Source organism: Streptomyces sp. NPDC107471 (genome assembly GCF_055582845.1).
Genome location: NZ_JBVJPC010000001.1, coordinates 881,887 through 904,885 on the forward strand (window position 1 = coordinate 881,887; position 22,999 = coordinate 904,885).

A 22,999-nucleotide genomic window follows, 5' to 3' on the forward strand; every position below is an offset into this window, starting at 1 on the left:
TGAAGATTGTGGTGACTGCGGCCCACCACTGATACGTCTGTGAAGGTCGAGGGGGACCAGATCAGCCGTAAGGAAACGACAACACGCGGCCCCGTCCGCGTGTGGGGGGATGACTCATGACGTCGACGCCGACGGGCGCCCGGCAGAACTTCGACCCGTCCGACACCACACAGCTCAGGCTGCCATCGCATCGGACCGGCACACTGCGCCGGATAAAGAAGACGCTTCCGAAGTACGACTACGAGCACTACAGCAGACTGGCCGGTCCCCTCACACAGCCCGACCCGAACCGGCCCTACAAGGTGCAGTACCGCTCGCTGATCTCGCAGGAGCCGCACCGCATCAGAGTCGCCCTGATGCTCGCCGCGGCCCCACTGCTCTCACTGGTCCTGCTGGCCTGGCTGCTCCAGCCCGAGCACTGGACCGAGCGCGACTACCCGGCCTTCTCGTGGCTGCCGGCGCTGGACATCGTGATGCTCGTCTCGATCGGCCTGATCGAGTTCTTCCGCTGCATGAACGTCCTGTCCAACGCGCACGCCACCCTGGTCGCCTGCGACCCGGTCCCGGTGGTGCCCGAGACCGGCACCAGAGTGGCCTTCCTCACCTCCTTCGTGCCCGGCAAGGAGCCGTTGGAGATGGTGACGAAGACCCTGGAAGCCGCGGTCAGGATCCGCCACCGCGGCCTCATGCACGTCTGGCTCCTCGACGAGGGCGACGACCCGGCGGTCAAGGAGGTCTGCGCCCGCCTCGGCGTGCACCACTTCTCCCGCAAGGGCGTCGAGAAGTGGAACCAGCCCAAGGGCCCGCACCGCGCCAAGACCAAGCACGGCAACTACAACGCCTGGCTGGACGCGCACGGCGACCAGTACGACTTCTTCGCCTCCGTGGACACCGACCACGTGCCGCTGCCCAACTACCTGGAGCGGATGCTCGGCTTCTTCCGCGACCCGGACATCGGCTTCGTGATCGGCCCGCAGGTCTACGGCAACTACGACAACTTCGTCACCAAGGCCGCCGAGTCCCAGCAGTTCCTCTTCCACGCGCTCATCCAGCGCGCCGGCAACAAGTACGGCGCCCCGATGTTCGTGGGCACCTCGAACGCCGTACGGATCAAGGCGCTGAAGCAGATCGGCGGCCTGTACGACTCGATCACCGAGGACATGGCGACCGGTTTCGAGATCCACCGCCACAAGAACCCGGCCACGGGGCGGAAATGGCGCTCGGTCTACACGCCGGACGTTCTCGCCGTCGGCGAGGGGCCCAGCGCCTGGACCGACTTCTTCACCCAGCAGATGCGCTGGTCGCGCGGCACGTACGAGACGATCCTCAAGCAGTACTGGAAGGGCTGGTACTCGCTGCCGCCGAGCAAGCTCTTCAACTACACGATGATGATCATCTTCTACCCGATGTCCGCCCTCAACTGGATCCTCGCGGCCCTCAGTTGCGCGCTGTTCCTGGGCCTGGGCGCCTCGGGCGTGAACATCGACCCGACCGTGTGGCTGATGCTCTACGGCAACGCCTCCGCACTCCAGATCGGCCTGTACATCTGGAACCGCCGGCACAACGTCTCCCCGCACGAGCCCGAGGGCTCCGGCGGGGTCGCGGGCATGGTGATGTCGGCGCTCTCCGCCCCGCTGTACGCGAAGGCGCTGGTCGACTCGATGCTGCGGCGCAAGAGCAAGTTCGTGGTGACGCCCAAGGGCGACTCGGCCAGCCCCGACCGGTGGTTCGGCACCTTCCGCTACCACTGGTACTTCATCGCCATCTTCGGCGGCTCGATCGGCGCCGGCATCACCCTGGGGCACTCGCACCCCGCGATGATCATCTGGGCGACCTTCGCCATGCTGATCACCGCGACCCCGATCCTCACCTGGCGGCACATGCTGCGCCAGGCGAGGAAGAAGCCCGCCGCACCCGCCGAGGCACCCCAGGCACCGGTCGTCCCGGCACAGGTGCCGGCTCAGGTCGCGGCGCAGTACCAGCCGCAGCCGCTGCCCGTCCAGCACCCGCCGGCGCAGCACGCCCCGGCCCACCGGCCGACCTGGGCCGCCGCCCCGCAGCCGGGCTCCGGGGGCCCCGCGGACGACGGGGGCAATGACCAGACCATGCAGATCGCCCTTGGTGGACTTGGGGGACGTAAGGAATGAACGACCGTGCAGGCCGCCGCCGCGCCCGTCGACTCGCGATCGGTACGGCGGTGGTGCTCGCGCTGGCCGGGATGAACGGCCCGTGGCTGTACCGCTTCGGGACGGAGAAATACCACCAGTACCAAATCAACAAGCCCGAGTACAAAGCCGAGAACGGCAAGTGGGAGATCGTCGACTTCCCCGAGAAGTACCGGCAGAACACCATCCACGCGGCGCTGCTGCGCACCGGGAAGGTGCTGCTGGTGGCGGGGTCGGGCAACAACCAGGACAACTTCGACGCGAAGAGGTTCGACACCCGGATCTGGGACCCGGTCAAGGGCACGATCAAGAAGGTGCCGACGCCCAGCGACCTGTTCTGCACCGGGCACACGCAGCTCGCCAACGGCAATCTGCTGATCGCCGGCGGCACCAAGCGGTACGAGAAGCTCAAGGGTGACGTCACCAAGGCCGGCGGCCTGATGATCGTGCACAACGAGAACCCGGACCGGCCGATCACCCTGCCCGCGGGCACCAAGTTCACCGGCAAGGAGAACGGCAGGACCTTCGTGTCCAAGGACCCGGTCGTCGTGGAGCGGGCCACGAAGGTCTTCGACAAGGCGACGGGGAAGTTCCTGCGCAACGACCCCGGGCTCGGGCGCATCTACGTCGAGGCGCAGAAGAGCGGCCGGAAGTACGAGACCGGCACCCAGGACAACTACCGGATCCAGGGGCTCACCGGGACGGACGCGCGCAACACCTACGGGATCGCGCAGAAGCTCGCGCTCGACAAGAAGGACTTCCAGGGGATCCGGGACGCCTTCGAGTTCGACCCGGTCGCCGAGAAGTACATCAAGGTCGACCCGATGAAGGAGGCCCGCTGGTACCCGACGCTCACCACCCTGAGCGACGGGAAGATCCTGAGCGTCTCCGGGCTCGACGACATCGGGCAGCTCGTCCCGGGCAAGAACGAGGTGTTCGACCCGAGGACCAGGAAGTGGACGTACCTCTCGAAGGTCCGTCAGTTCCCGACCTACCCCGCGCTGTTCCTGATGCAGAACGGCAAGGTCTTCTACTCGGGGTCGAACGCGGGCTACGGACCGGACAACGTGGGGCGCGACCCGGGCGTCTGGGATGTGGACAGCAACAAGTTCACGAAGATCCCGGGGCTCAGCGACGCCGACGAGATGGAGACCTCCGGGACCGTGCTGCTGCCTCCGGCGCAGGACGAGAAGTTCATGGTGATCGGGGGCGGCGGGGTCGGCGAGTCCGCGCAGTCCAGCAACCGGACGCGGATCGTGGACATGAAGGCGGACAGCCCGAAGTTCGTCGACGGGCCGACCCTGGAGAAGGGGACGCGGTACCCGCAGGCGTCGATCCTTCCCGACGACTCGGTGCTGGTGTCCGGAGGGTCGGAGGACTACCGCGGACGCGGTGACTCCAACATCCTCCAGGCCCGGCTGTACCACCCGGACACCAACACGTTCGAGTCGGTGGCCGATCCCCTGGTGGGCCGCAACTACCACTCGGGGTCGCTGCTGCTGCCGGACGGGCGGGTGATGTTCTTCGGGTCGGACTCGCTGTACGGGGACAAGGCCAACACGAAGCCGGGGGTCTTCGAGCAGCGGATCGAGATCTACACGCCGCCGTACCTGTACCGGGACTCACGTCCTTCGCTCTCCGGGGGCCCGCAGACGATCGCCCGGGGTGCTTCCGGGACGTTCTCCTCTCCGCAGGCTTCCGTGATCAAGAAGGTGCGGTTGATCCGGCCCAGTGCGTCGACTCATGTGACCGATGTGGACCAGCGGTCCGTCGAGCTGAAGTACACGGTCTCCGGGGACAAGGTGAAGGTGACCGTGCCGGAGAACAAGAACCTGGTGCAGTCGGGGTGGTACATGCTGTTCGTCGACGACGACCAGGGGACACCGTCGAAGGCTCAGTGGGTTCGAGTTCCCTAGCGCTGAAATGCTCCCGCACCTGTGCTTTTCGGGTGCGGGAGCATCGCGGCTTGTCGCGCCCCTAACTGCTTGAAGCCCGGGCCAGTTTCAGGGCGTAGTCGGACCACCACTGGCCCGCCTTCGGGCCGCCCTTGCACTCGCCGTCCGACTCTCCCGGGCGCTTGACCCACAGGTACGCGTCGACCAACGGGTCCGCCGTCTTTATGGTCGGCGTCTCCCCCAGGGCCCTGCCCGGCGGGTTGCACCAGCGCTCGTTCTCGTCACCGTCCTGGTACGGGCCGTTGCCGTTGCGGCTGGTGTCGATGACGAAGTGCTTGTTGCCGACCTTGGCGGAGAGCTGCTTGCCGTAGGCGATGGAGTCCTCGGTGGAGTAGAAGTTGGAGACGTTCACCGAGAAGCCGTCGGCCTTGGCGATGCCGGCCCATCGCAGGGGCTCGAAGATCTGGTCGGGGTGGCCCCAGCCGGCGTTGCCCGCGTCCAGGTAGACCTTGGTGTTCTTGAGCGACTTGAGCTTCTCGACGGCGCCGGTGAGCAGGTCGTAGCGCTCCTCGTGGAACTCCTCCTCGGTGCAGCCGTCGACCAGGTGCAGGATGGCGTCCGGTTCGAGGATCACGGTCGCCGACCGGTCGCCGATGCCCGCGGCCACGCCGTCGATCCAGGTCCGGTAGGCGTTGCCGTCGGCGGCGCCGCCCTGGGAGTACTGGCCGCAGTCGCGGTGCGGGATGTTGTAGAGGACGAGGAGGGCCGTACGGCCGGCCTTGTCCGCGGCCTCGGTGAAGCCGCGCGCCTCCTGCTCCGGGTTCTCCGGGCCGATCCACTCGCCGGTCGGCTGCTGGGCGATCTTGCGGATCTGCTCGGCCTCGTCGTCCTTGCCGCTCTTCAGGTACGCGGCGACCTGTTCGGCCGCGTTGCCGTCCGGGTTGACCCAGAACGGGTCGGCCTCCTTGGGCTGCTGGGTGATCCCCGCTGCGGCCTTGTCGCCGCCGTCCCCCTTGTTCGGATCGTCGGGCGTCGAACACGCGGCGAGCAGCAGTGCCGCCCCCAGCACCGCCGCCGAAGCCCGTGCGCGGGCCGCCCTCCTGGCCCCCCTGCTGACGTACATCCAATTCCCCCCTGGGTGCACCGTGGCAAGTCTCAATCGTGACACACCGGTCGCGCCGCCCACGAGCTCGCCCGAGCCTTGTCCAGGAGCTGTTACAGCCCCGAAGGTCGGGGTAGGTGCGCGCCGTACGGGGGCGCTCGTCGATGAAGGGGAGTGCTCAGCGATGCGGTACGCCACCAGGGAGATCCGGCTGGCCTCGGCACTGGTGGAGGCGGCCGACACCCTCGTCGACGGCTTCGAGGCGACCCGGTACTTACAACGGGTCTCCGACCACTGCGTGGAGCTCCTCCACGCGCGGGCGGCCGGGGTGATGCTCGTCGACGGCGGCCGGTCGGTGTCGCTGGCCGCCAGCAGCCGGCACGAGCGGGTGGCGCTGGACCTGCTGGAGGCGCAGCACGGCGGCGGCCCCTGTCTGGACAGCTACGGCTCGGGCCGACCCGTGCCGCCCGTCTCCATACGGGTCGCCCACGCGGACGCCCGCTGGCCCGACTTCACCGAACGGGCCCTCAGCCACGACATCGTGACCACGTTCGCGGTGCCGCTGCGCCGCCGCGAGCACCTGCTGGGCGCCCTCAACGTGTTCGTGCCCACGCTGCCCGACCCCGCCCCGGCCGACGACATCACCACGGAGCTCCAGGTCGCCCAGGCCCTCGCCGACGCCGCCGCCCTCGGTCTGCGGAACCGTCACACCTACGCCCGGTACCGCACCCTGTCCGGGCAGTTGCAGGAAGCCCTGTCCAGCAGGGTCCGCATCGAGCAGGCCAAGGGGATGCTCGCCGAGCGCTGGAGCGTCCCCGCCGACCGGGCGTTCATGGCGCTGAGGCAGTACGCCCGACGCCACCGGCTGCCCCTGGACCAGGTGGCGAGCGCGGTCATCGAGGGTGTCGGGGACGACGCCGGACTGCGCCGGCAGCTCGGCGGCAGCGCTGACGGACCCGTGTAGAACCGAGGGCCACCAGCGGGTGTGACGGAGAGCCACGAGCAGGGGACTTGGGGTCAGTCGGCCCCTAGGCCCAAGCGCTCATCCGTTCTAGAGTCTTCTCATACGTATACGGCCCCAGCCCCTGGCCGAGTCATCACCACCGTGCCTCCAGGCCTCCCGCGCCGTCGCCGGGTTACTCCCGCAGCCCGAGCGTGCGCGGTCGAGGACCAGCCCGGTCGGCGGCTTCGGGGGGAGCGGGTCGCCGACCGGGCCAGGTGGTGCTCCGGGAGTCCTACAGGCCCGTGCCCGTCAGATACGCCGAGACGACCACGTTGGCCGTGTAGCTGCGGCTCGCCCGGTCGAAGGTGCCACCGCAGGTGACCAGGCGCAGTTCGGCGCGGCCCGGCTCGCGGGGGCCGTAGGCCTGGCGGGCGTCGAAGTTCTCGCGGCTGAGGGTCCGCACGTCGTCGACGGTGAACTCGGCGACCCTGGCGTCGTCGCGGATCACCCGGATCGTCCCGCCCGGCCGGAGCGAGCTGATCCGGAAGAACACGGCGGGCCGGGTGTCGGTGTCGAGGTGTCCCACCATCAGCGCGGTCCCGGCGGCCCCGGGCCGCGCGCCGGCCGCGTACCAGCCGACGACGCCGGGCTGGTCGAAGGGCGGCGGGTCGAGGGCGCCCCGGGCGTCCAGGCCCCGGGCCACCACCGGCGCCTGCACGCCGAGCTCCGGGATGTCCAGGCGCTGCGGCCGGGCTCCCGCCAACGGCCGCACGGCGGGCGGCAGTTCGACCGCACCGGGCGGGCGCCCGACCGCGGCCACGTCACCGGCGGCCGGCGCCGACGGGCCGTGCCGTACGTCGGTGACCTCGCGGCCCCACAGCCACAGCCCGAGCAGCAGGACCGCCCAGGTCACGCCGGTCAGCAGCCGTGCGGTCCCGGAGGGGCGGCCGTGCGGGGCGCGGTCGCCCTCCCGGTCGGAGAAACGGTGGGACATCGCCGCTCAGTCCGCCTCGCGGCTCCGGCGGCTGCGGCGCAGCACGACGGCCACCGCCGCGACCCCGGCGAGCACCAGACCCGTCACCGCGTGCCCGGTGCCGGGTCCGGCGGCGTGCGGTTCCATGGCGGACAGATGGGTGGCGGTCCAGCCGCCGCCCGCGTCGACGGGGGCGGCGGGGGACGCCGGGGTGCTGCCACCGGTCGCCGACGCGACGGTGATCCTGCCCCGCACCTCGGAGTCGGCGCAGGTGATCCGCACCTCGTAGGGTCCGGGCTCGATCGAGGAGCGGACGCGGGTCTCGCCGGCGAGGCTGCCGTCCGTGCCCGTCAGCCGGGCGTCCGCGACGAACGCGGCCGAGGCGGCGGTGGCCGTCTTCCCGGCGCAGCCGGTCACCCGCAGCGCGAGGTCGGTACCGGCGGCGGGGATCGACGGGGTCACCGAGACGCTGCCGCCGTCCCCCGCCTGCGCGGGCGGGGCGAGGGCGACGACAGCCAGGGCGGCGGTACAGAGCGTGAGGCGTAGTGAACCCATCGTGAACCTCCAGATATGTGGAGGGTCTCCCGGGACCTGCCGGCCCGCATCCCGAGGGGGCGCCGCGTTGCTCCGTTCGGGTCGGCCTCAGATCCGGTCGACGAGGTCCGCGATGGAGTCCACGACCTTGGAGGGCCGGTACGGGAAGTCCTCGACCTGCTCGGGCCGGGTCAGGCCGGTGAGCACCAGGAAGGTCTGCATGCCTGCCTCCATGCCGGCCAGGACGTCGGTGTCCATGCGGTCGCCGATCATGGCGCTGGTCTCGGAGTGCGCCCCGATGGTGTTCAGGCCGGTGCGCATCATCAGCGGGTTGGGCTTGCCCGCGAAGTACGGCTGCTTGCCGGTCGCCTTGGTGATCAGGGCGGCGACGGCACCGGTGGCCGGTAGCGCGCCCTCGGCGGAGGGGCCGGTCTCGTCGGGGTTGGTGCAGATGAAACGGGCGCCGTCGTTGATGAGGCGGACCGCCTTGGTCATGGCCTCGAAGGAGTAGGTGCGGGTCTCGCCGAGGACGACGTAGTCGGGCTCGTGGTCGGTGAGGATGTAGCCGATGTCGTGCAGGGCGGTGGTCAGACCGGCCTCGCCGATGACGTACGCCGTCCCCTCGGGCCGCTGGTCGTCCAGGAACTGCGCGGTGGCCAGGGCGGAGGTCCAGATGTTCTCGATCGGGACGTCCAGGCCCATGCGGCGCAGACGGGCGTGCAGGTCACGCGGGGTGTAGATGGAGTTGTTGGTCAGCACCAGGAAGGGCTTGCCGGACTCGCGGAGCTTCTTGAGGAAGGCGTCGGCGCCGGGGATCGGAACGCCCTCGTGGATGAGTACACCGTCCATGTCGGTGAGCCACGAATCGATGGGCTTGCGGTCTGCCATGTGCGGGATCTCCTGCCGTACGCGTGTACGCCTTGCTGCGTCGGCCCCAGCCTAGACAGTGGCCGGATCTTGGGGGAACGGCCGGTCGGGGACGGGTCCCTGAAGGTCCGGGGTCAGCGGCGGCCCCGCGCCCGCAGGATCGCACCCGCCGTGACCAGGAGGAGGGCGGCGGTCCCGAGGACGGCGGCGGCCACGGCGGGGCCGGTGCTGGCCAGTTCCTCGGCCGCGTCCGTGAAGGGGAGGCCCTCGGGGGTGGGGGTGGGGTCGTGCGGCGCGGAGCCGATGCCGAAACGGTAGTCGTCGGACTGCCCCACCCAGTCGCCGTCCGCCCCGTGCCGCTGGACCACGGCCGCGTTGGCGGTGACCTCGTTCGGTACGGCGTCCTCGCTGACCGCGAGCCGCACCTTCACGGTGAGCGTCCTGCCCGGCCCCACGGTGAGCCCGGGGCCCTCGAACGCCCCCACGAGCTCGTCCTCGTCGGTGCTCTCGAACCGCACGGCGCGCCTGCGGTGGCCGTCCTGGAACTCCAGCCGGACCTGCGAGGGCTTCAGCGCGTGCCGCTCGTCGACCAGCACGACGACCGGGTGGATCCCCGCACAGGTGTCCCGGGTCGTGTTGACGAGATCCAGATACCAGACCCCGAACTCCCCGCCCTCGTAGACCTCGGGCCCCCCACGAATCCGCGTCGCGAGGGGGAAGGAGCGGCCTACGGGGGCACAGGAGGGGTCGGTGAGGGCCGCGGGGGTGGCCGCCGCCCCGGAACTCAGGGAGGCAGCGGCTGCTGTGGGGGGCGCGGGCAACAGGGCGGGGGCGGGGAGGGGGGCGGCAGCGGCGGGGGCGGGGAGGGGGGCGGCAGCGGCGGGGGCGGGGAGCGGGCCGGCAGCGGCGGGGTACTTGGCCGGGGCCTGGCCGGCGGCAGCGGGCAGCGCGACCGGGGCCAGGCCTGCGGCCGCGGGCAACCGGGCCGGAGCCAGGCCTGCGGCCGCGGGAGCAGCGGGCAACAAGACCGGTGCCTGGTGGACAGCCGCGGGCAACCGGACCGGAGCCAGGGCGACCGCCGCTGGCAACCGGGCCGGAGCCTGGCCAGCAGCCGCGGGGGGAGCGAGCAGCGCGGCCCGCGCCGGAGCCGCTGCTGGCGCCACGGGCAACAGAGCAGGAGCCAGGGCGACCGCCGCCGGCAACCGGGCCGGGGCCGGGGCTGCTGTCGCGGGGGGCGCGGGCAACAGGGCGGCTGCTGTCGCGAGGCCGAGGAGGGTGGGCTTGTATCCGTGCACATACCGTCGCATGAACACATGACCATGCCGGGCGACCGCGGCCGGCGAGGGATGCCGCTCCGTACGGCCGGGGAAGTCCCCTCGATCAGCGGACGCCGAGGGCGTTCACGCGTCGGATCGGCCGAAGAGCGGGGCCAGTACGAGCTGTGCCGCGCCCTCGGCGACCTCACCGGTCGCGACGCGGACGGGGACCGGGTCCTCGCCGGTGCGCCGGGTGCGCTCGTCGAGGACGGCCGCGACACCTCGTAGGAAAGGCTCCGGCGCGGTGGTGACCGTACGGCCGCCCAGCAGGACCAGGTCGATGTCGAGGAGCGCGACGAGGTTGCCGGCCGCGATGCCGAGGACCCGGGCCGCCTCGGCGAGGTCGCCGCGGGCCACCGCCGCCAGGCACAGCGCCTCCACGCAGCCCCGGTCGCCGCAGCCGCAGGGCGGTCCGTCGAGCTGGACGACCTGGTGGCCGAACTCCCCGGCCCCGGTCCGCGCGCCCCGGTGCACGGCCCCGCCGATGACGAGCCCGGCGCCCAGCCCCGTACCGAGGTGCAGGTACGCGAACGACCCCCGCTCCCCCGCGACCGCGAGCCCCAGCGCGGCCGCGTTGGTGTCCTTGTCGACCACGACGGGCACCCCGAGCCGTCGCGCGAGGGCGTCCCGCAGGGGGAAGCCGTCCCACTCGGGGAAGCCGGTGACGCGGTGCAGCACGCCGCTGGTGTGGTCGAGGGGCCCCGGGAGGGCGACGCCCACGCCGAGGAGGGAGGGGAGGGAGGGGAGCGAGCCGACAGGGGTGGGTGAGGTGATGCTCTCGGCGCCGGGGCCGGGGCGCGCCTCCGTCACCAGCCCTTCCACCTCCCCCGCGACCGCCGAGACGACGGCATCCGCCCCCGCCCCCAGGTCCAGCGCGGCACGCCGCTCCCGGACCACCGCCCCCGCGAGATCCACCAGCACCGCCCGCAGCGCGTCCCGGTCCAGGTGGAGGCCCACCGCGTGCCCCGCTCCCGGTACCAGCCGCAGGACGGTACGCGGTTTGCCGCCCGTCGACGCCCGGTGCCCCGCCTCCACCGCGAGGCCGGCCCCCCGCAGCCGCGCGGTGATCTTGCTGACGGCCTGCGGGGTCAGCCCGGTCCGCTCCGCGAGTTCCAGCCGGCTGATCCCCCCGGCGCCCGCGCCCCGCAGCAGGTCGAGCACGAGCGCGGTGTTGTGGCTGCGCAGGGCCGGGAGGTTGACTCCGCCGTTCGTCCTGTTCACACCGGCCATTCTCCGGCACGCTTGCACTTTGGCAACACCGTTGCGAAAGTGGAGGGCATGACTGCTGCTGACCTCCGCGTGGGCCTCGTCGGCTACGGCCTCGCGGGCTCCGTCTTCCACGCCCCGCTGATCGCCGCCACCGAGGGCCTCACCCTCGACACGGTGGTCACCTCGAACCCCGAGCGGCAGGAACAGGCCCGCGCCGAGTTCCCGGACGTCCGTACGGTCGCCGACGCCGACGAGCTGCTCGCCCGCGCCGCCGACCTGGACCTCGTCGTCATCGCGTCCCCCAACAAGACGCACGTCCCGCTCGCCACCGCCGCCCTGGACGCCGGCCTCCCGGTCGTGGTCGACAAGCCGATCGCCGGCACGGCCGCCGAGGCCCGTGCGCTCGCCGCCCGCGCCGAGGAGCGCGGCCTGCTCCTGTCGGTCTTCCAGAACCGCCGCTGGGACAACGACTTCCTGACCCTGCGCCGACTCCTCGACGAGGGCGAACTGGGCGACGTATGGCGCTTCGAGTCCCGTTTCGAGCGGTGGCGGCCGCAGCCCAAGGGCGGCTGGCGGGAGTCCGGCGACCCCACAGAGATCGGAGGTCTCCTGTACGACCTCGGTAGCCACGTCGTCGACCAGGCCCTGACGCTCTTCGGTCCCGCCGCCTCCGTGTACGCCGAGGCGGACGTCCGCCGCCCGGGTGCAGAGATCGACGACGACACGTTCATCGCGATCACACACGCGAACGGCGTCCGCTCCCACCTGTACGTCTCCGCCACCACCGCCCAACTCGGCCCCCGCTTCCGGGTGCTGGGCTCCAAGGCGGGCTATGTGAAGTACGGCCTGGACCCGCAGGAGGCGGCACTGCGCGAGGGCGAGCGACCCGGTACGGCCGCCGACTGGGGCCGCGAGCCCGAGTCGCTGTGGGGCCGGCTGGGCGCGGGGGAGTCCCCCGTGACGGGCGGCGGCAGCCCCGTCCCCACCCTCCCCGGCGACTACCCCGCTTACTATGCGGCCGTGGCCAGGGCCCTTGCCGACGGCGGCACCAACCCGGTGACCGCGCTGGAGGCGGCCGCCGCCCTCGACGTACTGGAGGCGGCGCGCCGTTCGGCCCTCGACGGAGTGGCGGTGGAGCTGTGACGCACAACACCGAGCTGACCCCGAAGTTCCACCCGGAACTCACCCCGCCGCTGGAGGAGCTGGAGGCGCAGGAACGCCGTCTGGTCTTCCGGCAGTTCACCTACGAGGACGCGTGGGCGCTGGGCTCCCTGCTGGTCGGCATGGCCCGGGAGCGGCAGGCGCCGGTGGCCGTCGACATCCGCCGCGGCGGCCAGCAGCTCTTCCACGCGGCCCTGCCGGGTTCCACCCCGGACAACGACGCCTGGATCGAGCGCAAGCGCCGGGTCGTGGAGCGCTACGGCTCCGCGTCCTACCTGGTCGGGGCCCGGTTCCGCGCCAAGGGGAGCACCTTCGAGGAGTCCTCGCGCCTGGACCCGGACGTGTACGCGGCCCACGGCGGCTCCTTCCCGATCACGGTGGAGGGCGTGGGCGTCGTCGGCACGGTGACGGTCTCGGGTCTGCCACAGCTCCAGGACCACCGGTTCGTGGTCGAGGCGCTGGAGGAGTTCCTCGGCAAGGACCGTTAGCGGAACCGGAATTATCGCCGGGGCCTCCCGCGTTGGCACCTGCCATGAAGGAGACCATCGGAAGGCACGGCATCTGGAACGGCGGCGGTCTGCGCGCGGAGGACCCGTCCCGGCGAGGTGAACGCGCCGAGGCCGCCGCCGAGTTGGAGGAGCTCGGGTTCGGGGCGATCTGGCTGGGCGGCAGCAGTTCGGCCGCCAACGCCGCCCCGCTCCTGGAGGCGACCTCCCGGGTCCTCGTCGGCACCAGCATCCAGAGCATCTGGGACCACGAGGCCGGGGAGGCCGCAGCGCGCTTCGCCGACCTGGAGGCCGCCCACCCCGGCCGCTTCGTCCTGGGCCTGGGCGTCAGTCACGCCAAGCTCGCGGAGCAGTACCGGCGCCCGTACTCGGCCCTGGTGGCCTACCTCGACGCCCTGGACGCGGCGGGAGCGCCGGCCGAGGGCCGCGTCCTGGCCGCGCTGGGCCCGCGGACCGTCGAGCTGGCCCGGGACCGCTCGGCCGGCTCGATCCCGTACCTGATCACCGCGGAGCAGACCGCGAAGTCGCGCGAACTCCTCGGTGCGGAACCCCTGTTGGCGCCGGAGCTGAAGGTCGTCCTGGAGTCCGACCCCGCCCGGGCCCGCACCCTGGCCCGCGACTACCTGGCCATCTACCTGGGCCTGCCCAACTACACCAACAACTTCCTCCGCAACGGCTTCACGGAGGACGACCTGAAGGACGGCGGCAGCGACCGCCTGGTGGACGCCGTCTTCGCCTGGGGCACGGAGGACAGGATCCGCGCCCGCGTCGACGAGTACATCGAGGCGGGCGCGGACCACGTGGCCCTGCAGATCGTGGACGGCGCCCCTCGCTACGAACTCCCGAGGCAGGCCTGGCGCAAGCTCGCCTCTCTGCTCGGGTGAGCTGCCGACGCGCAGTCCCCGGCTCACCCGGCGGAGCGTCTACGCGTCCTTGAACTCCTGCCGCTGACGCCCCAGCCCCGAGATCTCCAGCTCCACCACATCCCCCGCCCGCAGATACGGCTTGGGCTCGGGCTTCCCCATCGCGACCCCCGCGGGCGTACCCGTGTTGATCACGTCACCCGGGTACAGGGTCATGAACTGGCTGACGTACCGCACCACTTCACCGACGGGGAAGATCTGCTCGGCGGTCGTGCCGTCCTGCTTCAGCTCGCCGTTGACCCACAGCCTCAAGGACAGGCTCTGCGGGTCCGGGACCTCGTCGGCCGTCACCAGCCACGGTCCCAGGGGGTTGAACGTCTCGCAGTTCTTCCCCTTGTCCCACGTCCCGCCGCGCTCGATCTGGAACTCCCGCTCGGACACGTCGTGCGCCACCGCGTACCCGGCGACATGGGCGAGCCCCTCCTCGGCGGACGACAGATAGCGGGCCGTACGCCCGATCACGACCGCCAGCTCGACCTCCCAGTCGGTCTTCACCGACCGGCGGGGCACCAGCACCGTGTCATGGGGTCCGACCACGGTGTCCGCGGCCTTGAAGAAGATCACCGGCTCGGCGGGCGGCTCGGCCCCCGTCTCCCGGGCGTGGTCGTGGTAGTTCAGGCCGATGCAGACGATCTTCCCGATCCGCCCGACCGGCGGTCCGACGCGGAGCCCCGTGGCGTCCAGCGCCGGCAGGTCCCCGGCCGCCGCGGCCGCGCGGACCCGGCCGAGTGCCGCGTCGTCGGCGAGCAGCGTCCCGTCGATGTCTCCCACGACACCGGACAGGTCCCGCAGGACCCCGTCGGCGTCGAGCAGCGCGGGCGTCTCCGTCCCCGCCGTACCGACTCGCAGCAACTTCATGATCACTATCTCCCTCGATCGCGGGGCGCCCTCCGACGGGTGCAGCCATCGGATGACTGGTCGATCCTCCAAGCTGAGCGTCCCGTCCGCAATACCCGGTTCACGGACTGGACCGGTCAGCGGTAGAGGGCGGCCCTCTCGACCGCGGCCCAGGTCGAGCTCGTCACCACGTACAGCGCGGCCGCCAGGGGCACCACCGCCACGGTGAAGAGCGTGAAGAAGGACATGAAGGGCATGACCCTGGTCATCGCGCCCGCTCCCGGCACCGGCTGCCCGTCGGTCACCGGCACGACCGGGTTCGCGGCCATCATCCGCTTCGTGCGGCGGTAGTTGAAGGTCGCCACCACGACCACGAACGCGAAGAGGCAGACGTACACGAGGCCCGCTCCCCCGAACACCCCGCCGTCACCGAGGGCGTCCGCCCAGCGTCCGCCGAGCGGGGCGGCGAACAGTTCGTGGCCGAGCAGTTCGTTGGCCCTGCCGCCGATCGTGGTGTTGGAGAAGAGGTGGTACAGCAGGAAGAACGCGGGGAGCTGGAACAGCCCGGGCAGACAGCCGGACAGCGGTGACACCTTCTCCTCGGCGTGCAGCGCCATCACGGCCTTCTGGAGCTCGGCGGGATCGTCCTTGTGCCGCTTCCGCAGCTCGGCGATCTTCGGCTGGAGCCGGGTGCGGGCCTTCTGGCCGCGGGCGGCGGCCCGGGACAGGGGGTGCACGAGCAGTCGTACGAGAGCGGTGAACAGGACGATCGCGGCGGCGGCCGCGGTGGCGCCGAAGAGGGGGTAGAGCAGGTCGGCGAGATGCTGGACCAGATCAGCGAAGACGGACATGGGTGAGCCCTCCGGGGGTCTCGTCGTGCCGGGAACGGGATTGGCGGCATGACGACCCGCGCGGGGTGTCCGTACTGGAGTGAGCCCCTACGCGGCGGTCGCCGGGAGGGCGTGGCCGGGCGCTCGGGGACGAGGGCGGCCCTTGGCGTCGGGATCGCGTTGCGGGAGGAAGGCCGTACGGCGGTCGCGGTCGCGGATGGCGGTGCGGACGCGGGTGGGCGGTACGGCGGGCGCGCAGCGCGAGGCGATCAGCGAGCAGGCGGCGAACGCGGAGCCGGCCGCGGCGGTCGCGGCGAGCGCGACGGCGGCGGAGAGGCTGCCGGCGTCGAGGAGGACCACGTCGAGGACGAGGAACAGCAGCACGGCGGCGAAACGCGGTGTCGTCCAGCGGCGCGTCATGCCCCTCCCCCTCTCGCTGCGAGTCCTCCCCCGGTTATACCTGATCGACCGCGACCGGCTGCAGGAGCCTGCGCGGGCCGAGCAGGGCCCGGCTGACCGGATCGGCCGGCTCCGGGTCGAGCCCGGGGCCGGGCAGCATGAGGACGTCCTCGACCGGTACGACGGTGGCGCAGGCGGGGCATTCGCCGTAGGAGCCGAGTTCGGTGCCGCACTCGGCGTGGTGGAAGGTGCGCAGCGCGCTCTCGCCGTGGTGCTCGCGGCCCCAGCGGCCGAGGGCGCGCAGGGTCGGCCACAGGGCGGTGCCGCGGTCGGTGATCACGTACTCGTCGCGCGGCGGGGACTCCTGGTAGCGGCGCTTCTCCAGGATTCCCTCCTCGGTGAGCATCTGGAGGCGGGCGGCGAGGACCGCGCGCGGGATGCCGAGGTGGACGAGGAAGTCGTTGTAGCGCCGGACGCCGTAGAGGGCGTCGCGGACCACGAGCAGGGTCCAGCGCTCGCCGACGATCTCCAGTGCGCGGGCGATCGAGCATTCCTGTGTCGCGTAGTCCTTGCCCAGTGCCATGCCGCCCACTGTAACCATTTTCCCGTGCTTGGTTCAATGACCGAACCTACTCTGCTACGGTTTTCGCCATGACTAGGTTCAATGAACGAACTTTGATCCCCATGGCGCGGGCGAAGGCCCCGTCCGCCCCGGCCACCCCGGCCCCGGCGGAAGCGCCCTCGCGCCCCTCCGCGACCCTGGCCCTGACCAGCGCCGCCACCGCCGTGGCCCTCATGACGTACACCGCGCCGATGGTCCAGCTCCCCGACGTGGCCGCCGACCTGCACACCCCGCTGTCCGCGCAGGCGTGGCTCCTGAACGGCACCCCGCTGGGCCTCGCCGCCCTCCTCCTGGTCGCCGGCAGCCTCGCCGACGACTACGGCCGCCGCCGGATCTTCGTCGCGGGCACCCTGGCCCTCGGCCTCACCACGGCCCTCGGCGCCCTGACCTCGTCCACCTGGCTGTTCACCCTCGCCCGGATCGCCCAGGGCGCGGCCAGCGCGGCGCTCCTCGCGAGCAGCCTGGGCCTGATCGTGCACGCCTTCCCCTCCCCCAGAGGCCGTCTGCACGCGACCGGCGTCTGGGGCGCGTTCGTTAGCGGCGGCATCGCGGTCGGCCCCGTACTGAGCGGCGCGATGCCGAACTGGAGAGTGTCCTACGCCGTCCTCGGCGCCGCCGCCGTGCTCGTGGCCGCCCTGTCCGCACGGCTCCTGACGGAGTCCCGGGCCCCGCGCGGCGGCCGCCCCGACCTCGCCGGAGCCGTCACCTTCGGGCTCGCCCTGGTCGCCCTGGTGGCCGCGCTGACCCTGGGCCGCGACGGCTGGCTCAGGGCCCCGGTCGGGCTGTTGCTGCTGGCGTTCGTGGTCCTGCTCGCCGCGTTCGCCGCGGTGGAACGCCGCTCGGCCACCCCGATGATCGACCTGGAACTGCTGCGCCACCGCCGATTCCTCGTGTCCTCCTCCAGCGGACTGTTCACCGGTCTCGCGGTGATCGGCCTGTTCAGCTTCCTCCCGGCCCTCCTCCAGCAGACCGTCGGCCTGTCCGCGATGGACACGGCCTGGCTCTTCCTCCTCTGGTCCGGCCTGTCCTTCGCGGTCGCCCTCCAGGCCCGCCGCCTGGCCGGCCGGGTGCCGCCGCGCTGGCAGCTCGCGATCGGCTTCCTGCTGCACGCGGCGGGCGTGCTGACCATGCTCGGTTCACTGGACGCGGGCTCCTGGGTACGGCTGCTGCCCGGCCTGGTGATCGCCGGCGTCGGCAGCGGCCTGCTGAACGCGGCGCTCCCGCTGGCCGCCGTGGAGTCCGTCCCGGCCACGCGCGCGGCGATGGGCTCGGGCGCCCAGCAGACCTTCCGTTACATCGGCTCCTGCGCCGGAGTCGCCCTGACCATCGCGATCGCCACCTCCTCCGGCGGCGGCCTCGCCCACGGCGCGGACATCGCCATGGTGGTCTCGGCGGTGCTGGCGCTCGTGGCCGCCGCGAGCGTGGTGGGACTGCGGGAGCGCGGCATGGAGGGAGTGCGGGAGCGGTGACCCCGTCAGCGGGCTCGCGCCGAGACGAGCTTGCCCCACACCACCAGCCGGTACCGGGACGTGTACTCGGGGGTGCACGTGGTGAGGGTGAGGTAGTGGCCGGCCGCGGTGTAGCCGTAGGAGGGATGGACCGTCGAACGCGGGACGGGGTCGATCACCCCCGAGTCGCGGGCCGAGGTCCGGCGCAGGGTCCGGTCCACGGCGTACGTGTACACCGCGCCCCGCGTCTCCACCCGGACGGTGTCGCCGGGCACGAGCCGGTTGACGTACCGGAAGGGCTCGCCGTGGGTGTTGCGGTGCCCGGCGAGCGCGAAGTTCCCGACACCGCCCGGCTGTCCGGTGCCGGGGTAGTGACCGACGTACCCCCTGTTGAGGACACTCCGCTTGCCGACACCCTCGGCGACGGGGACACGGAGGTGGAGGCGGGGGATGCGGAGGACGGCGTAGGCCTGGGACAGGCCCGGGGCGGTTCCGTACGGGGTGTTGGGGTCCGGGGTGTCGGAGTCCGGGGTGTCGGAGTCCGGGGTGTCGGCGGGGAGGTCCTGATCGGTCCGGGACCCCGGGCGCTGCCGGGATCCCTCGGGCGGGGATGCGGACCCCGGGTCGCCTCCCCCGCCCTGCTCCCACTCCCGCTCCAGTGCCTCGGCCCTCCGCTGGGCGCCCTCACTGGCCTCCCGGTTGGTCCACCAGAGCTGGTGCACGACGAGGAGCAGCAGGACGACGCCCACGGTGACGAGGAGCTCGCCGCCGGTCCGCACCGCGCGCCGACGACGTGCGCGCCGACGCCGGGTGCCGTGGTGCACGATGCGCTGCCGCACGGGTCACACCTCCTCGGCCGGGGCCCGGGCCGCCCGCACGATAAGGGCGGGACGTCCAACTCACCAGGCCCGAGGGCCTCGTATAGCCGACAGCGTGGGCTGTCCGTGGAGCCCGAGCTGTGATCGCGTCCGATATACCGAACTTCCTCCACTGGTTTTAAGAAGGGCTGTCAGAACCCTCGACAAGCTCACCGACCGCACCCGATGCTTCGTCGTGGCATGAACGGGGCAGGCCACGACGCGGGTCAGAAGGCCGCGTCGATCCATCGGAGTTCGGAGTAGCCATGATCCGACGCAGAACGCTGCTGACAGCCGCGGGAGGCACCCTTCTCGGCAGCGCCCTGGCCACCGGTACCGCCCGTGCGGACGCCACGATCGCCGTCAGCCCGGGGACGTCGTACGGCACCTGGGAGGGCTGGGGCACCTCGCTCGCCTGGTGGGCCAACGTGTTCGGCGCCCGGGACGACTTCGCCGACATCTTCTTCACCACCAAGTCGACCTCGTACAACGGCACTTCGCTCCCCGGCCTCGGCCTGAACATCGCCCGCTACAACCTGGGCGCGTGCAGCGGGAACAGCGTGAGCGGCTCGTCGATGGTGGCGTCGCCGAACATCCCCGCGTTCAAGCAGATCGAGGGCTACTGGCAGGACTGGAACAACGAGGACCCGACGTCCTCGGCCTGGGACTGGACGGCGGACGCGACCCAGCGGGCGATGCTGGTGAAGGCGACGCAACGCGGGGCCGTCAGTGAGCTGTTCGCCAACTCCCCCATGTGGTGGATGTGCCTGAACCACAACCCCTCCGGCGCCTCCGACGGCGGCAACAACCTCCAGTCCTGGAACTACCGCCAGCACGCCTCCCACCTGGCCGCGGTGGCCCTCTACGCCAAGAACAACTGGGGCGTGAACTTCTCGACGGTCGACGCCTTCAACGAGCCCTCCTCGTCCTGGTGGACGGCGACCGGCACGCAGGAGGGCTGCCACATGGACGCGAGCGTCCAGTCGGCCGTACTGCCGTACCTGCGCAGCGAGTTGAACAACCGCGGCCTGACCGGCGTGAGGATCTCGGCCTCGGACGAGACCAGTTACGACCTCGCCCGCACCACCTGGAACTCCTTCAGCTCGACGACGAAGGGGTACGTCAACCAGGTCAACGTGCACGGCTACCAGGGTTCGAACGGCCGCAGGGACCTCCTCTACACGGACGTGGTGACCACGGCCGGCAAGAAGCTGTGGAACTCCGAGACCGGTGACGGCGACGGCACCGGTTACACGACGGCGTTCAACCTCCTCTACGACTTCCGCTGGCTGCACCCGACGGCCTGGGTCTACTGGCAGGTCATGGACCCGACGGCGGGCTGGGGCGTGATCAAGTACGACGGCAGCACCCTCCAGGCCGGTGCGATCGAGACGAAGTACTACGTCCTGGCCCAGTTCAGCCGGCACATCCGCCCCGGGATGAAGATCCTCGACACGGGGGTGAGCAACGCGGTCGCGGCCTACGACTCCACGGCCAAGCGCCTGGTCGTCGTGGCCCTGAACACCTCCACCTCGGCCCAGACCCTCACCTTCGACCTGTCCCGCTTCACGACGGTGACGGGCGGTTCCGGCGGCGTGGTCCCGCGCTGGAACACGGTGACGACGGGCGGCGACAAGTACGCGTCGTACTCCAACACCTTCCTGAGCGGGAAGTCGGTGGCGGTGCCGTTCGCGGCGAAGGCGGTGCAGACACTGCAGATCGACGGCGTGACGATCTGAGTCCTTGGGCGTGACGCTGGGCTTGACCCTGGGTGCGGGCGCCGGCCGGGGTGCGGGCGCGGGCCGGGGCGGGCCTCTTCTGCGGTTGACCGGGCCCTGGCCTGCACCTCTCTCTCCTTTGACACTGATCGGCAGTACGGTGTCCCCCATGCGCCCCGACACGCCTGCCGAGAACGTCGACCACAACGCCGAAGCGGCGCGCCTGGAGCGGACCGCCGACCGGTATCCCGAGGACGCCGAAGCCCTGCTCCTGCAGGCCGCGGCCCATCTGGAACTGGCCGGCGACCGCACCGCCGCGTCCTCCCTCTACGACCGCCTGCTGGCCGCACAGGACGGCTTGGAGAACCCGTTTCTCGTCCGCGCCCTGAAGGCCGCGAACCTGTGGGAGTACGGCCACGAGGCCGAGGCCCGCGCGATCATCGAGGGCGTCCGCGTGGCGTCGCCCCGGGACCCGGCCCCCTGGGTGATCGTCGCGGAGGCCCTGGAGTCCCACGACGAGCTGGAGCAGGCGCAGGAGACGTTCACGGAGGGGGCGAGGGCCCTGCTGACGGACGTGGCGGAGCCGCCGTACTCCACGCATCCCTTGCTGTTCGGCCGTCACCGCGTCCGCCGCATGCTGGGCCTGGCCCACGACGAGTGGGACACCCTGGCGGACAGCCTGCACTCCTCCCCGGTGTCCCTGGACGAGCTGCACGACCCGAAGCGCGTGTGGTCCCTGGGCTCGGAGAACCCGGCGGAGCTGGAGGCGGAGATCTCCCGCCTGCGCGCCGAACTCGGCACCTACCGCGAGGCGTTGTCCCGCCCGTTCCCGGTGGCGGTCCTGCACTGGCCCGCATCCGAACTCACGGAACTGGTCGAGGCCTACCCGTCCCTCTCCTCGGAGTACCCCTCCCACGAGGAGCACCTCGCGACCATAGAGGCGTCCCTGCGCGAACTCGCCGCCTCCGGCACGCCCAACCTGGGCATCGTCTCGGGCACGGTCCCCTCCTACGAGGCCTTCGCCGCCTCGGAGGGCACGTCCCCGGCGGAGGTATCCCTGCTCCCCCAGTACGCGACGACCCTGGCGGCACGAGGAAGGGCAGCGGAGTGGCCGCCGCAGCGGGGGGCGGGGTGCTGGTGCGGGTCGGGGCGGGGGTATGGGGAGTGTCACGGGGAGTGACGCGGTGAGGGGGTCGGGGAGTTCCGACTTGGCCCCCTCACTGATTTCTCGGCTCGGAGGGGTTCAGGCGCACTGGCCGAACCCGGCCCTCTTGACAGCCGAAGGCCTTGAGCCCCTCCCCGCATCCCCCGAAGCGTGCCGATCGGGTCAGGCCGAATCCCGCAGGAAGGCATGAACAGCCGAAGCGACCGCCATGCCGAGTGGGATCGGAACCGCATTCCCGATCTGTTTTGCGATCTCCGTCTTCGAGCCACACCAGCGGAATTCTCGCGGGAAACCCTGGATGCGGGCGGCCTCGTAGTGGGTGATCGGGCGGGGCTCCGCCGGATGGAGGTACCGGCCCTTTTCCGGCTTGAAGAACTCGGTGCGGATGGTGACGGACGGCTCACCGAAGCGGAGCCGACCCATGACGTCACCGGTACCGGTCGTGTGATTGTCCCAGCTCTCGGTCGACAGGTACTCAACCTTGGTCTTCACGCCCGAAGGATTCGGCACGGTGTAGAACTCAAAAGCGCCGTTCTCGTTCACCGTGTACCACTTGCCCTCCAGATCCTTGCGATTGCCACCCGGAGGGATGGCCAGGTAGCGGGCCACCGAGAGCTGTTTGGGTTGCCGCTTGAAATGCAGATCATCGGTCGTGAAGATGCCCGGGACGTACGCCCCGATGTCCTCGATCAGCTCCTCGCCGCTGGGGAGTTCGGTACCGGAGAGAGGGAGTTTCGCAGACTCCTCGAACACTCGGTCCACGGACTCCCAGTAAAGGGGCTCGGCACCGATGCCCGCGAGCATCTGTGCAGCAACGCCCGCGCCGTTCTTCGGCCGGCGCCTCCGGACCGGGGCCGGATAGGACATTGCATGCCCGTTCTCGGTGTCCTTTCGGACACCGATGACGATGGTCCGCCGGCGCGCTTGCACGGCGCCGTAGTCAGCCGCGTTGAGGAGGTAGCGCTTGATCTTCTCTGCCTCGGATTCGAGGGGCGTGTGACCCGGAGGATCGACCAGCCGGTACTCGGACAACTTGCCGCCCTCCTCGACCTCCTTGAGCAGGTTGAGGAATTCATCCGACTTGAGGAAGCGATCCACGTTCTCGATCACGAAGACCCGGGGGCGAACCTTCGCGACGATACGGACGTATTCCTCCCACAGACGATTGCGCTCGGTGCCCTTCTTGTTCCGATTCAAGGCCGAGAAGCCCTGGCAGGGAGGACCCCCGACCACGACGTCCGCATGCAGGTCGTCCTCGGTCGGCTCCCACTTCTCGATGTCCCCGAAGTGGATACGGGCGGCAGGAAGCCTCTTGTCGAGCCGCTCCCTGCCGAAGTTGACTGCGTACGTGGCAGCAGCGGCGGCATTGTGCTCGACCGCCGCGATGCTGTGGAAGACCGGCCCGTCGTCCTCCGCCCCTTCAGGCCGGAACTCATGAAATCCCTGCGTGAAGCCACCACAGCCCGCGAACAGGTCGAGTACGGTGATCATCTTCGGGCTGCCGGAGGAGGACGCGTGCATGGCCCGAT

At 71.1% G+C, this 22,999-nt stretch carries 21 protein-coding genes; 9 read left to right on the forward strand and 12 right to left on the reverse strand.

Features of this window, described 5'->3' with window-relative positions:
- Positions 1 to 116 precede the first annotated feature (116 nt).
- Together ACZ66S_RS03900 and glxA are read left to right on the forward strand one after the other, a co-directional pair.
- On the forward strand, positions 117 to 2,147 hold the full coding sequence (locus ACZ66S_RS03900; RefSeq protein ID WP_469899446.1) for a glycosyltransferase family 2 protein: 2,031 nt from the start codon (positions 117 to 119) through the stop codon (positions 2,145 to 2,147).
- Positions 2,144 to 4,081: a radical copper oxidase GlxA gene (glxA, locus tag ACZ66S_RS03905; protein WP_469899448.1), complete on the forward strand. Its 1,938-nt coding sequence runs from the start codon at positions 2,144 to 2,146 to the stop codon at positions 4,079 to 4,081. Before ACZ66S_RS03900 ends, glxA begins: the two co-directional genes overlap by 4 nt.
- Positions 4,082 to 4,142: 61 nt before the next feature.
- Here glxA and ACZ66S_RS03910 read toward each other — a convergent pair whose 3' ends face one another.
- Complete coding sequence (locus tag ACZ66S_RS03910; RefSeq protein ID WP_469899450.1) at positions 4,143 to 5,183, reverse strand: glycoside hydrolase family 6 protein; 1,041 nt, start codon at positions 5,181 to 5,183, stop codon at positions 4,143 to 4,145.
- A gap of 163 nt (positions 5,184 to 5,346) precedes the next feature.
- Here ACZ66S_RS03910 and ACZ66S_RS03915 point away from each other — a divergent pair, with 163 nt between their 5' ends.
- Complete coding sequence (locus ACZ66S_RS03915; protein ID WP_469899452.1) at positions 5,347 to 6,126, forward strand: GAF and ANTAR domain-containing protein; 780 nt, start codon at positions 5,347 to 5,349, stop codon at positions 6,124 to 6,126.
- 271 nt (positions 6,127 to 6,397) lie between these two features.
- Here the strand turns inward: ACZ66S_RS03915 and ACZ66S_RS03920 are convergent, their stop codons facing one another.
- The 5 genes from ACZ66S_RS03920 to ACZ66S_RS03940 all read right to left on the reverse strand — a co-directional run bounded on the left by ACZ66S_RS03920 (position 6,398) and on the right by ACZ66S_RS03940 (position 11,016).
- Complete coding sequence (locus ACZ66S_RS03920; RefSeq protein ID WP_469899453.1) at positions 6,398 to 7,099, reverse strand: class F sortase; 702 nt, start codon at positions 7,097 to 7,099, stop codon at positions 6,398 to 6,400.
- 6 nt (positions 7,100 to 7,105) lie between these two features.
- Complete coding sequence (locus tag ACZ66S_RS03925; protein WP_469899455.1) at positions 7,106 to 7,633, reverse strand: hypothetical protein; 528 nt, start codon at positions 7,631 to 7,633, stop codon at positions 7,106 to 7,108.
- Between the two features lie 87 nt (positions 7,634 to 7,720).
- On the reverse strand, positions 7,721 to 8,500 hold the full coding sequence (locus tag ACZ66S_RS03930) for an HAD-IIA family hydrolase (RefSeq protein ID WP_007382293.1): 780 nt from the start codon (positions 8,498 to 8,500) through the stop codon (positions 7,721 to 7,723).
- 113 nt (positions 8,501 to 8,613) lie between these two features.
- Positions 8,614 to 9,303, reverse strand: coding sequence for a hypothetical protein (locus ACZ66S_RS03935; RefSeq protein ID WP_469899678.1), 690 nt, complete (start codon positions 9,301 to 9,303; stop codon positions 8,614 to 8,616).
- Positions 9,304 to 9,879: 576 nt separating this feature from the next.
- Positions 9,880 to 11,016 (reverse strand): ROK family transcriptional regulator, encoded by a 1,137-nt coding sequence (locus ACZ66S_RS03940; RefSeq protein WP_469899457.1) that lies wholly within the window; start codon positions 11,014 to 11,016, stop codon positions 9,880 to 9,882.
- 57 nt (positions 11,017 to 11,073) lie between these two features.
- Between ACZ66S_RS03940 and ACZ66S_RS03945 the strand changes: the two genes are divergently transcribed.
- Genes ACZ66S_RS03945 through ACZ66S_RS03955 form a run of 3 tightly spaced genes read left to right on the forward strand, consistent with a single transcriptional unit; the run spans position 11,074 to position 13,555 of the window.
- Positions 11,074 to 12,147, forward strand: a complete 1,074-nt coding sequence (locus ACZ66S_RS03945) for a Gfo/Idh/MocA family protein (protein ID WP_469899458.1) — start codon at positions 11,074 to 11,076, stop codon at positions 12,145 to 12,147.
- Complete coding sequence (locus ACZ66S_RS03950; RefSeq protein WP_469899460.1) at positions 12,144 to 12,653, forward strand: heme-degrading domain-containing protein; 510 nt, start codon at positions 12,144 to 12,146, stop codon at positions 12,651 to 12,653. Before ACZ66S_RS03945 ends, ACZ66S_RS03950 begins: the two co-directional genes overlap by 4 nt.
- 44 nt (positions 12,654 to 12,697) lie before the next feature.
- A complete protein-coding gene (locus ACZ66S_RS03955; protein WP_469899461.1) occupies positions 12,698 to 13,555 on the forward strand; it encodes an LLM class F420-dependent oxidoreductase in 858 nt (285 codons plus the stop codon).
- A 39-nt stretch (positions 13,556 to 13,594) separates the two neighbouring features.
- Here the strand turns inward: ACZ66S_RS03955 and ACZ66S_RS03960 are convergent, their stop codons facing one another.
- The 4 genes from ACZ66S_RS03960 to ACZ66S_RS03975 form a co-directional block, all read right to left on the reverse strand.
- Positions 13,595 to 14,452 carry a fumarylacetoacetate hydrolase family protein gene (locus tag ACZ66S_RS03960; protein WP_469899462.1) on the reverse strand — a complete coding sequence of 286 codons (858 nt, stop codon included), beginning with the start codon at positions 14,450 to 14,452 and terminating at the stop codon, positions 13,595 to 13,597.
- 116 nt (positions 14,453 to 14,568) lie between these two features.
- Complete coding sequence (locus tag ACZ66S_RS03965) at positions 14,569 to 15,282, reverse strand: YidC/Oxa1 family membrane protein insertase (protein ID WP_469899463.1); 714 nt, start codon at positions 15,280 to 15,282, stop codon at positions 14,569 to 14,571.
- 87 nt (positions 15,283 to 15,369) lie between these two features.
- Positions 15,370 to 15,681, reverse strand: a complete 312-nt coding sequence (locus ACZ66S_RS03970) for a DUF6412 domain-containing protein (RefSeq protein WP_469899464.1) — start codon at positions 15,679 to 15,681, stop codon at positions 15,370 to 15,372.
- A 34-nt stretch (positions 15,682 to 15,715) separates the two neighbouring features.
- A complete protein-coding gene (locus tag ACZ66S_RS03975) occupies positions 15,716 to 16,243 on the reverse strand; it encodes a winged helix-turn-helix transcriptional regulator (protein ID WP_469899465.1) in 528 nt (175 codons plus the stop codon).
- 101 nt (positions 16,244 to 16,344) lie between these two features.
- On the opposite strand from ACZ66S_RS03975, the gene ACZ66S_RS03980 reads away from it, so the two are divergent.
- Positions 16,345 to 17,751: an MFS transporter gene (locus tag ACZ66S_RS03980; RefSeq protein WP_469899467.1), complete on the forward strand. Its 1,407-nt coding sequence runs from the start codon at positions 16,345 to 16,347 to the stop codon at positions 17,749 to 17,751.
- Between the two features lie 5 nt (positions 17,752 to 17,756).
- On the opposite strand, the gene ACZ66S_RS03985 is transcribed toward ACZ66S_RS03980, so the two are convergent.
- A complete protein-coding gene (locus ACZ66S_RS03985) occupies positions 17,757 to 18,569 on the reverse strand; it encodes a class E sortase (protein ID WP_469899468.1) in 813 nt (270 codons plus the stop codon).
- Positions 18,570 to 18,853: 284 nt separating this feature from the next.
- Here ACZ66S_RS03985 and ACZ66S_RS03990 point away from each other — a divergent pair, with 284 nt between their 5' ends.
- Entirely contained in the window at positions 18,854 to 20,326 is a 1,473-nt protein-coding gene (locus tag ACZ66S_RS03990) for a glycoside hydrolase (protein WP_469899470.1), read from the forward strand.
- Between the two features lie 148 nt (positions 20,327 to 20,474).
- Positions 20,475 to 21,485, forward strand: a complete 1,011-nt coding sequence (locus ACZ66S_RS03995; RefSeq protein ID WP_469899472.1) for an SEC-C metal-binding domain-containing protein — start codon at positions 20,475 to 20,477, stop codon at positions 21,483 to 21,485.
- Between the two features lie 147 nt (positions 21,486 to 21,632).
- On the opposite strand, the gene ACZ66S_RS04000 is transcribed toward ACZ66S_RS03995, so the two are convergent.
- Complete coding sequence (locus tag ACZ66S_RS04000; RefSeq protein ID WP_469899473.1) at positions 21,633 to 22,991, reverse strand: DNA cytosine methyltransferase; 1,359 nt, start codon at positions 22,989 to 22,991, stop codon at positions 21,633 to 21,635.
- Between the last annotated feature and the right edge of the window lie 8 nt (positions 22,992 to 22,999).

What these genes read in the sequence shown, in the direction of transcription:
- ACZ66S_RS03955 (WP_469899461.1), top strand. Translation starts at nt 12,698, where the DNA reads ATGAAGGAGACCATCGGAAGGCACGGCATCTGGAACGGCGGCGGTCTG.
- ACZ66S_RS03970 (WP_469899464.1), bottom strand. Translation starts at nt 15,681, where the DNA reads ATGACGCGCCGCTGGACGACACCGCGTTTCGCCGCCGTGCTGCTGTTC.
- ACZ66S_RS03910 (WP_469899450.1), bottom strand. Translation starts at nt 5,183, where the DNA reads ATGTACGTCAGCAGGGGGGCCAGGAGGGCGGCCCGCGCACGGGCTTCG.
- ACZ66S_RS03995 (WP_469899472.1), top strand. Translation starts at nt 20,475, where the DNA reads ATGCGCCCCGACACGCCTGCCGAGAACGTCGACCACAACGCCGAAGCG.
- ACZ66S_RS03965 (WP_469899463.1), bottom strand. Translation starts at nt 15,282, where the DNA reads ATGTCCGTCTTCGCTGATCTGGTCCAGCATCTCGCCGACCTGCTCTAC.
- ACZ66S_RS04000 (WP_469899473.1), bottom strand. Translation starts at nt 22,991, where the DNA reads ATGCACGCGTCCTCCTCCGGCAGCCCGAAGATGATCACCGTACTCGAC.
- glxA (WP_469899448.1), top strand. Translation starts at nt 2,144, where the DNA reads ATGAACGACCGTGCAGGCCGCCGCCGCGCCCGTCGACTCGCGATCGGT.
- ACZ66S_RS03920 (WP_469899453.1), bottom strand. Translation starts at nt 7,099, where the DNA reads ATGTCCCACCGTTTCTCCGACCGGGAGGGCGACCGCGCCCCGCACGGC.
- ACZ66S_RS03925 (WP_469899455.1), bottom strand. Translation starts at nt 7,633, where the DNA reads ATGGGTTCACTACGCCTCACGCTCTGTACCGCCGCCCTGGCTGTCGTC.
- ACZ66S_RS03945 (WP_469899458.1), top strand. Translation starts at nt 11,074, where the DNA reads ATGACTGCTGCTGACCTCCGCGTGGGCCTCGTCGGCTACGGCCTCGCG.
- ACZ66S_RS03960 (WP_469899462.1), bottom strand. Translation starts at nt 14,452, where the DNA reads ATGAAGTTGCTGCGAGTCGGTACGGCGGGGACGGAGACGCCCGCGCTG.
- ACZ66S_RS03915 (WP_469899452.1), top strand. Translation starts at nt 5,347, where the DNA reads ATGCGGTACGCCACCAGGGAGATCCGGCTGGCCTCGGCACTGGTGGAG.
- ACZ66S_RS03975 (WP_469899465.1), bottom strand. Translation starts at nt 16,243, where the DNA reads ATGGCACTGGGCAAGGACTACGCGACACAGGAATGCTCGATCGCCCGC.
- ACZ66S_RS03930 (WP_007382293.1), bottom strand. Translation starts at nt 8,500, where the DNA reads ATGGCAGACCGCAAGCCCATCGATTCGTGGCTCACCGACATGGACGGT.
- ACZ66S_RS03900 (WP_469899446.1), top strand. Translation starts at nt 117, where the DNA reads ATGACGTCGACGCCGACGGGCGCCCGGCAGAACTTCGACCCGTCCGAC.
- ACZ66S_RS03990 (WP_469899470.1), top strand. Translation starts at nt 18,854, where the DNA reads ATGATCCGACGCAGAACGCTGCTGACAGCCGCGGGAGGCACCCTTCTC.
- ACZ66S_RS03980 (WP_469899467.1), top strand. Translation starts at nt 16,345, where the DNA reads ATGGCGCGGGCGAAGGCCCCGTCCGCCCCGGCCACCCCGGCCCCGGCG.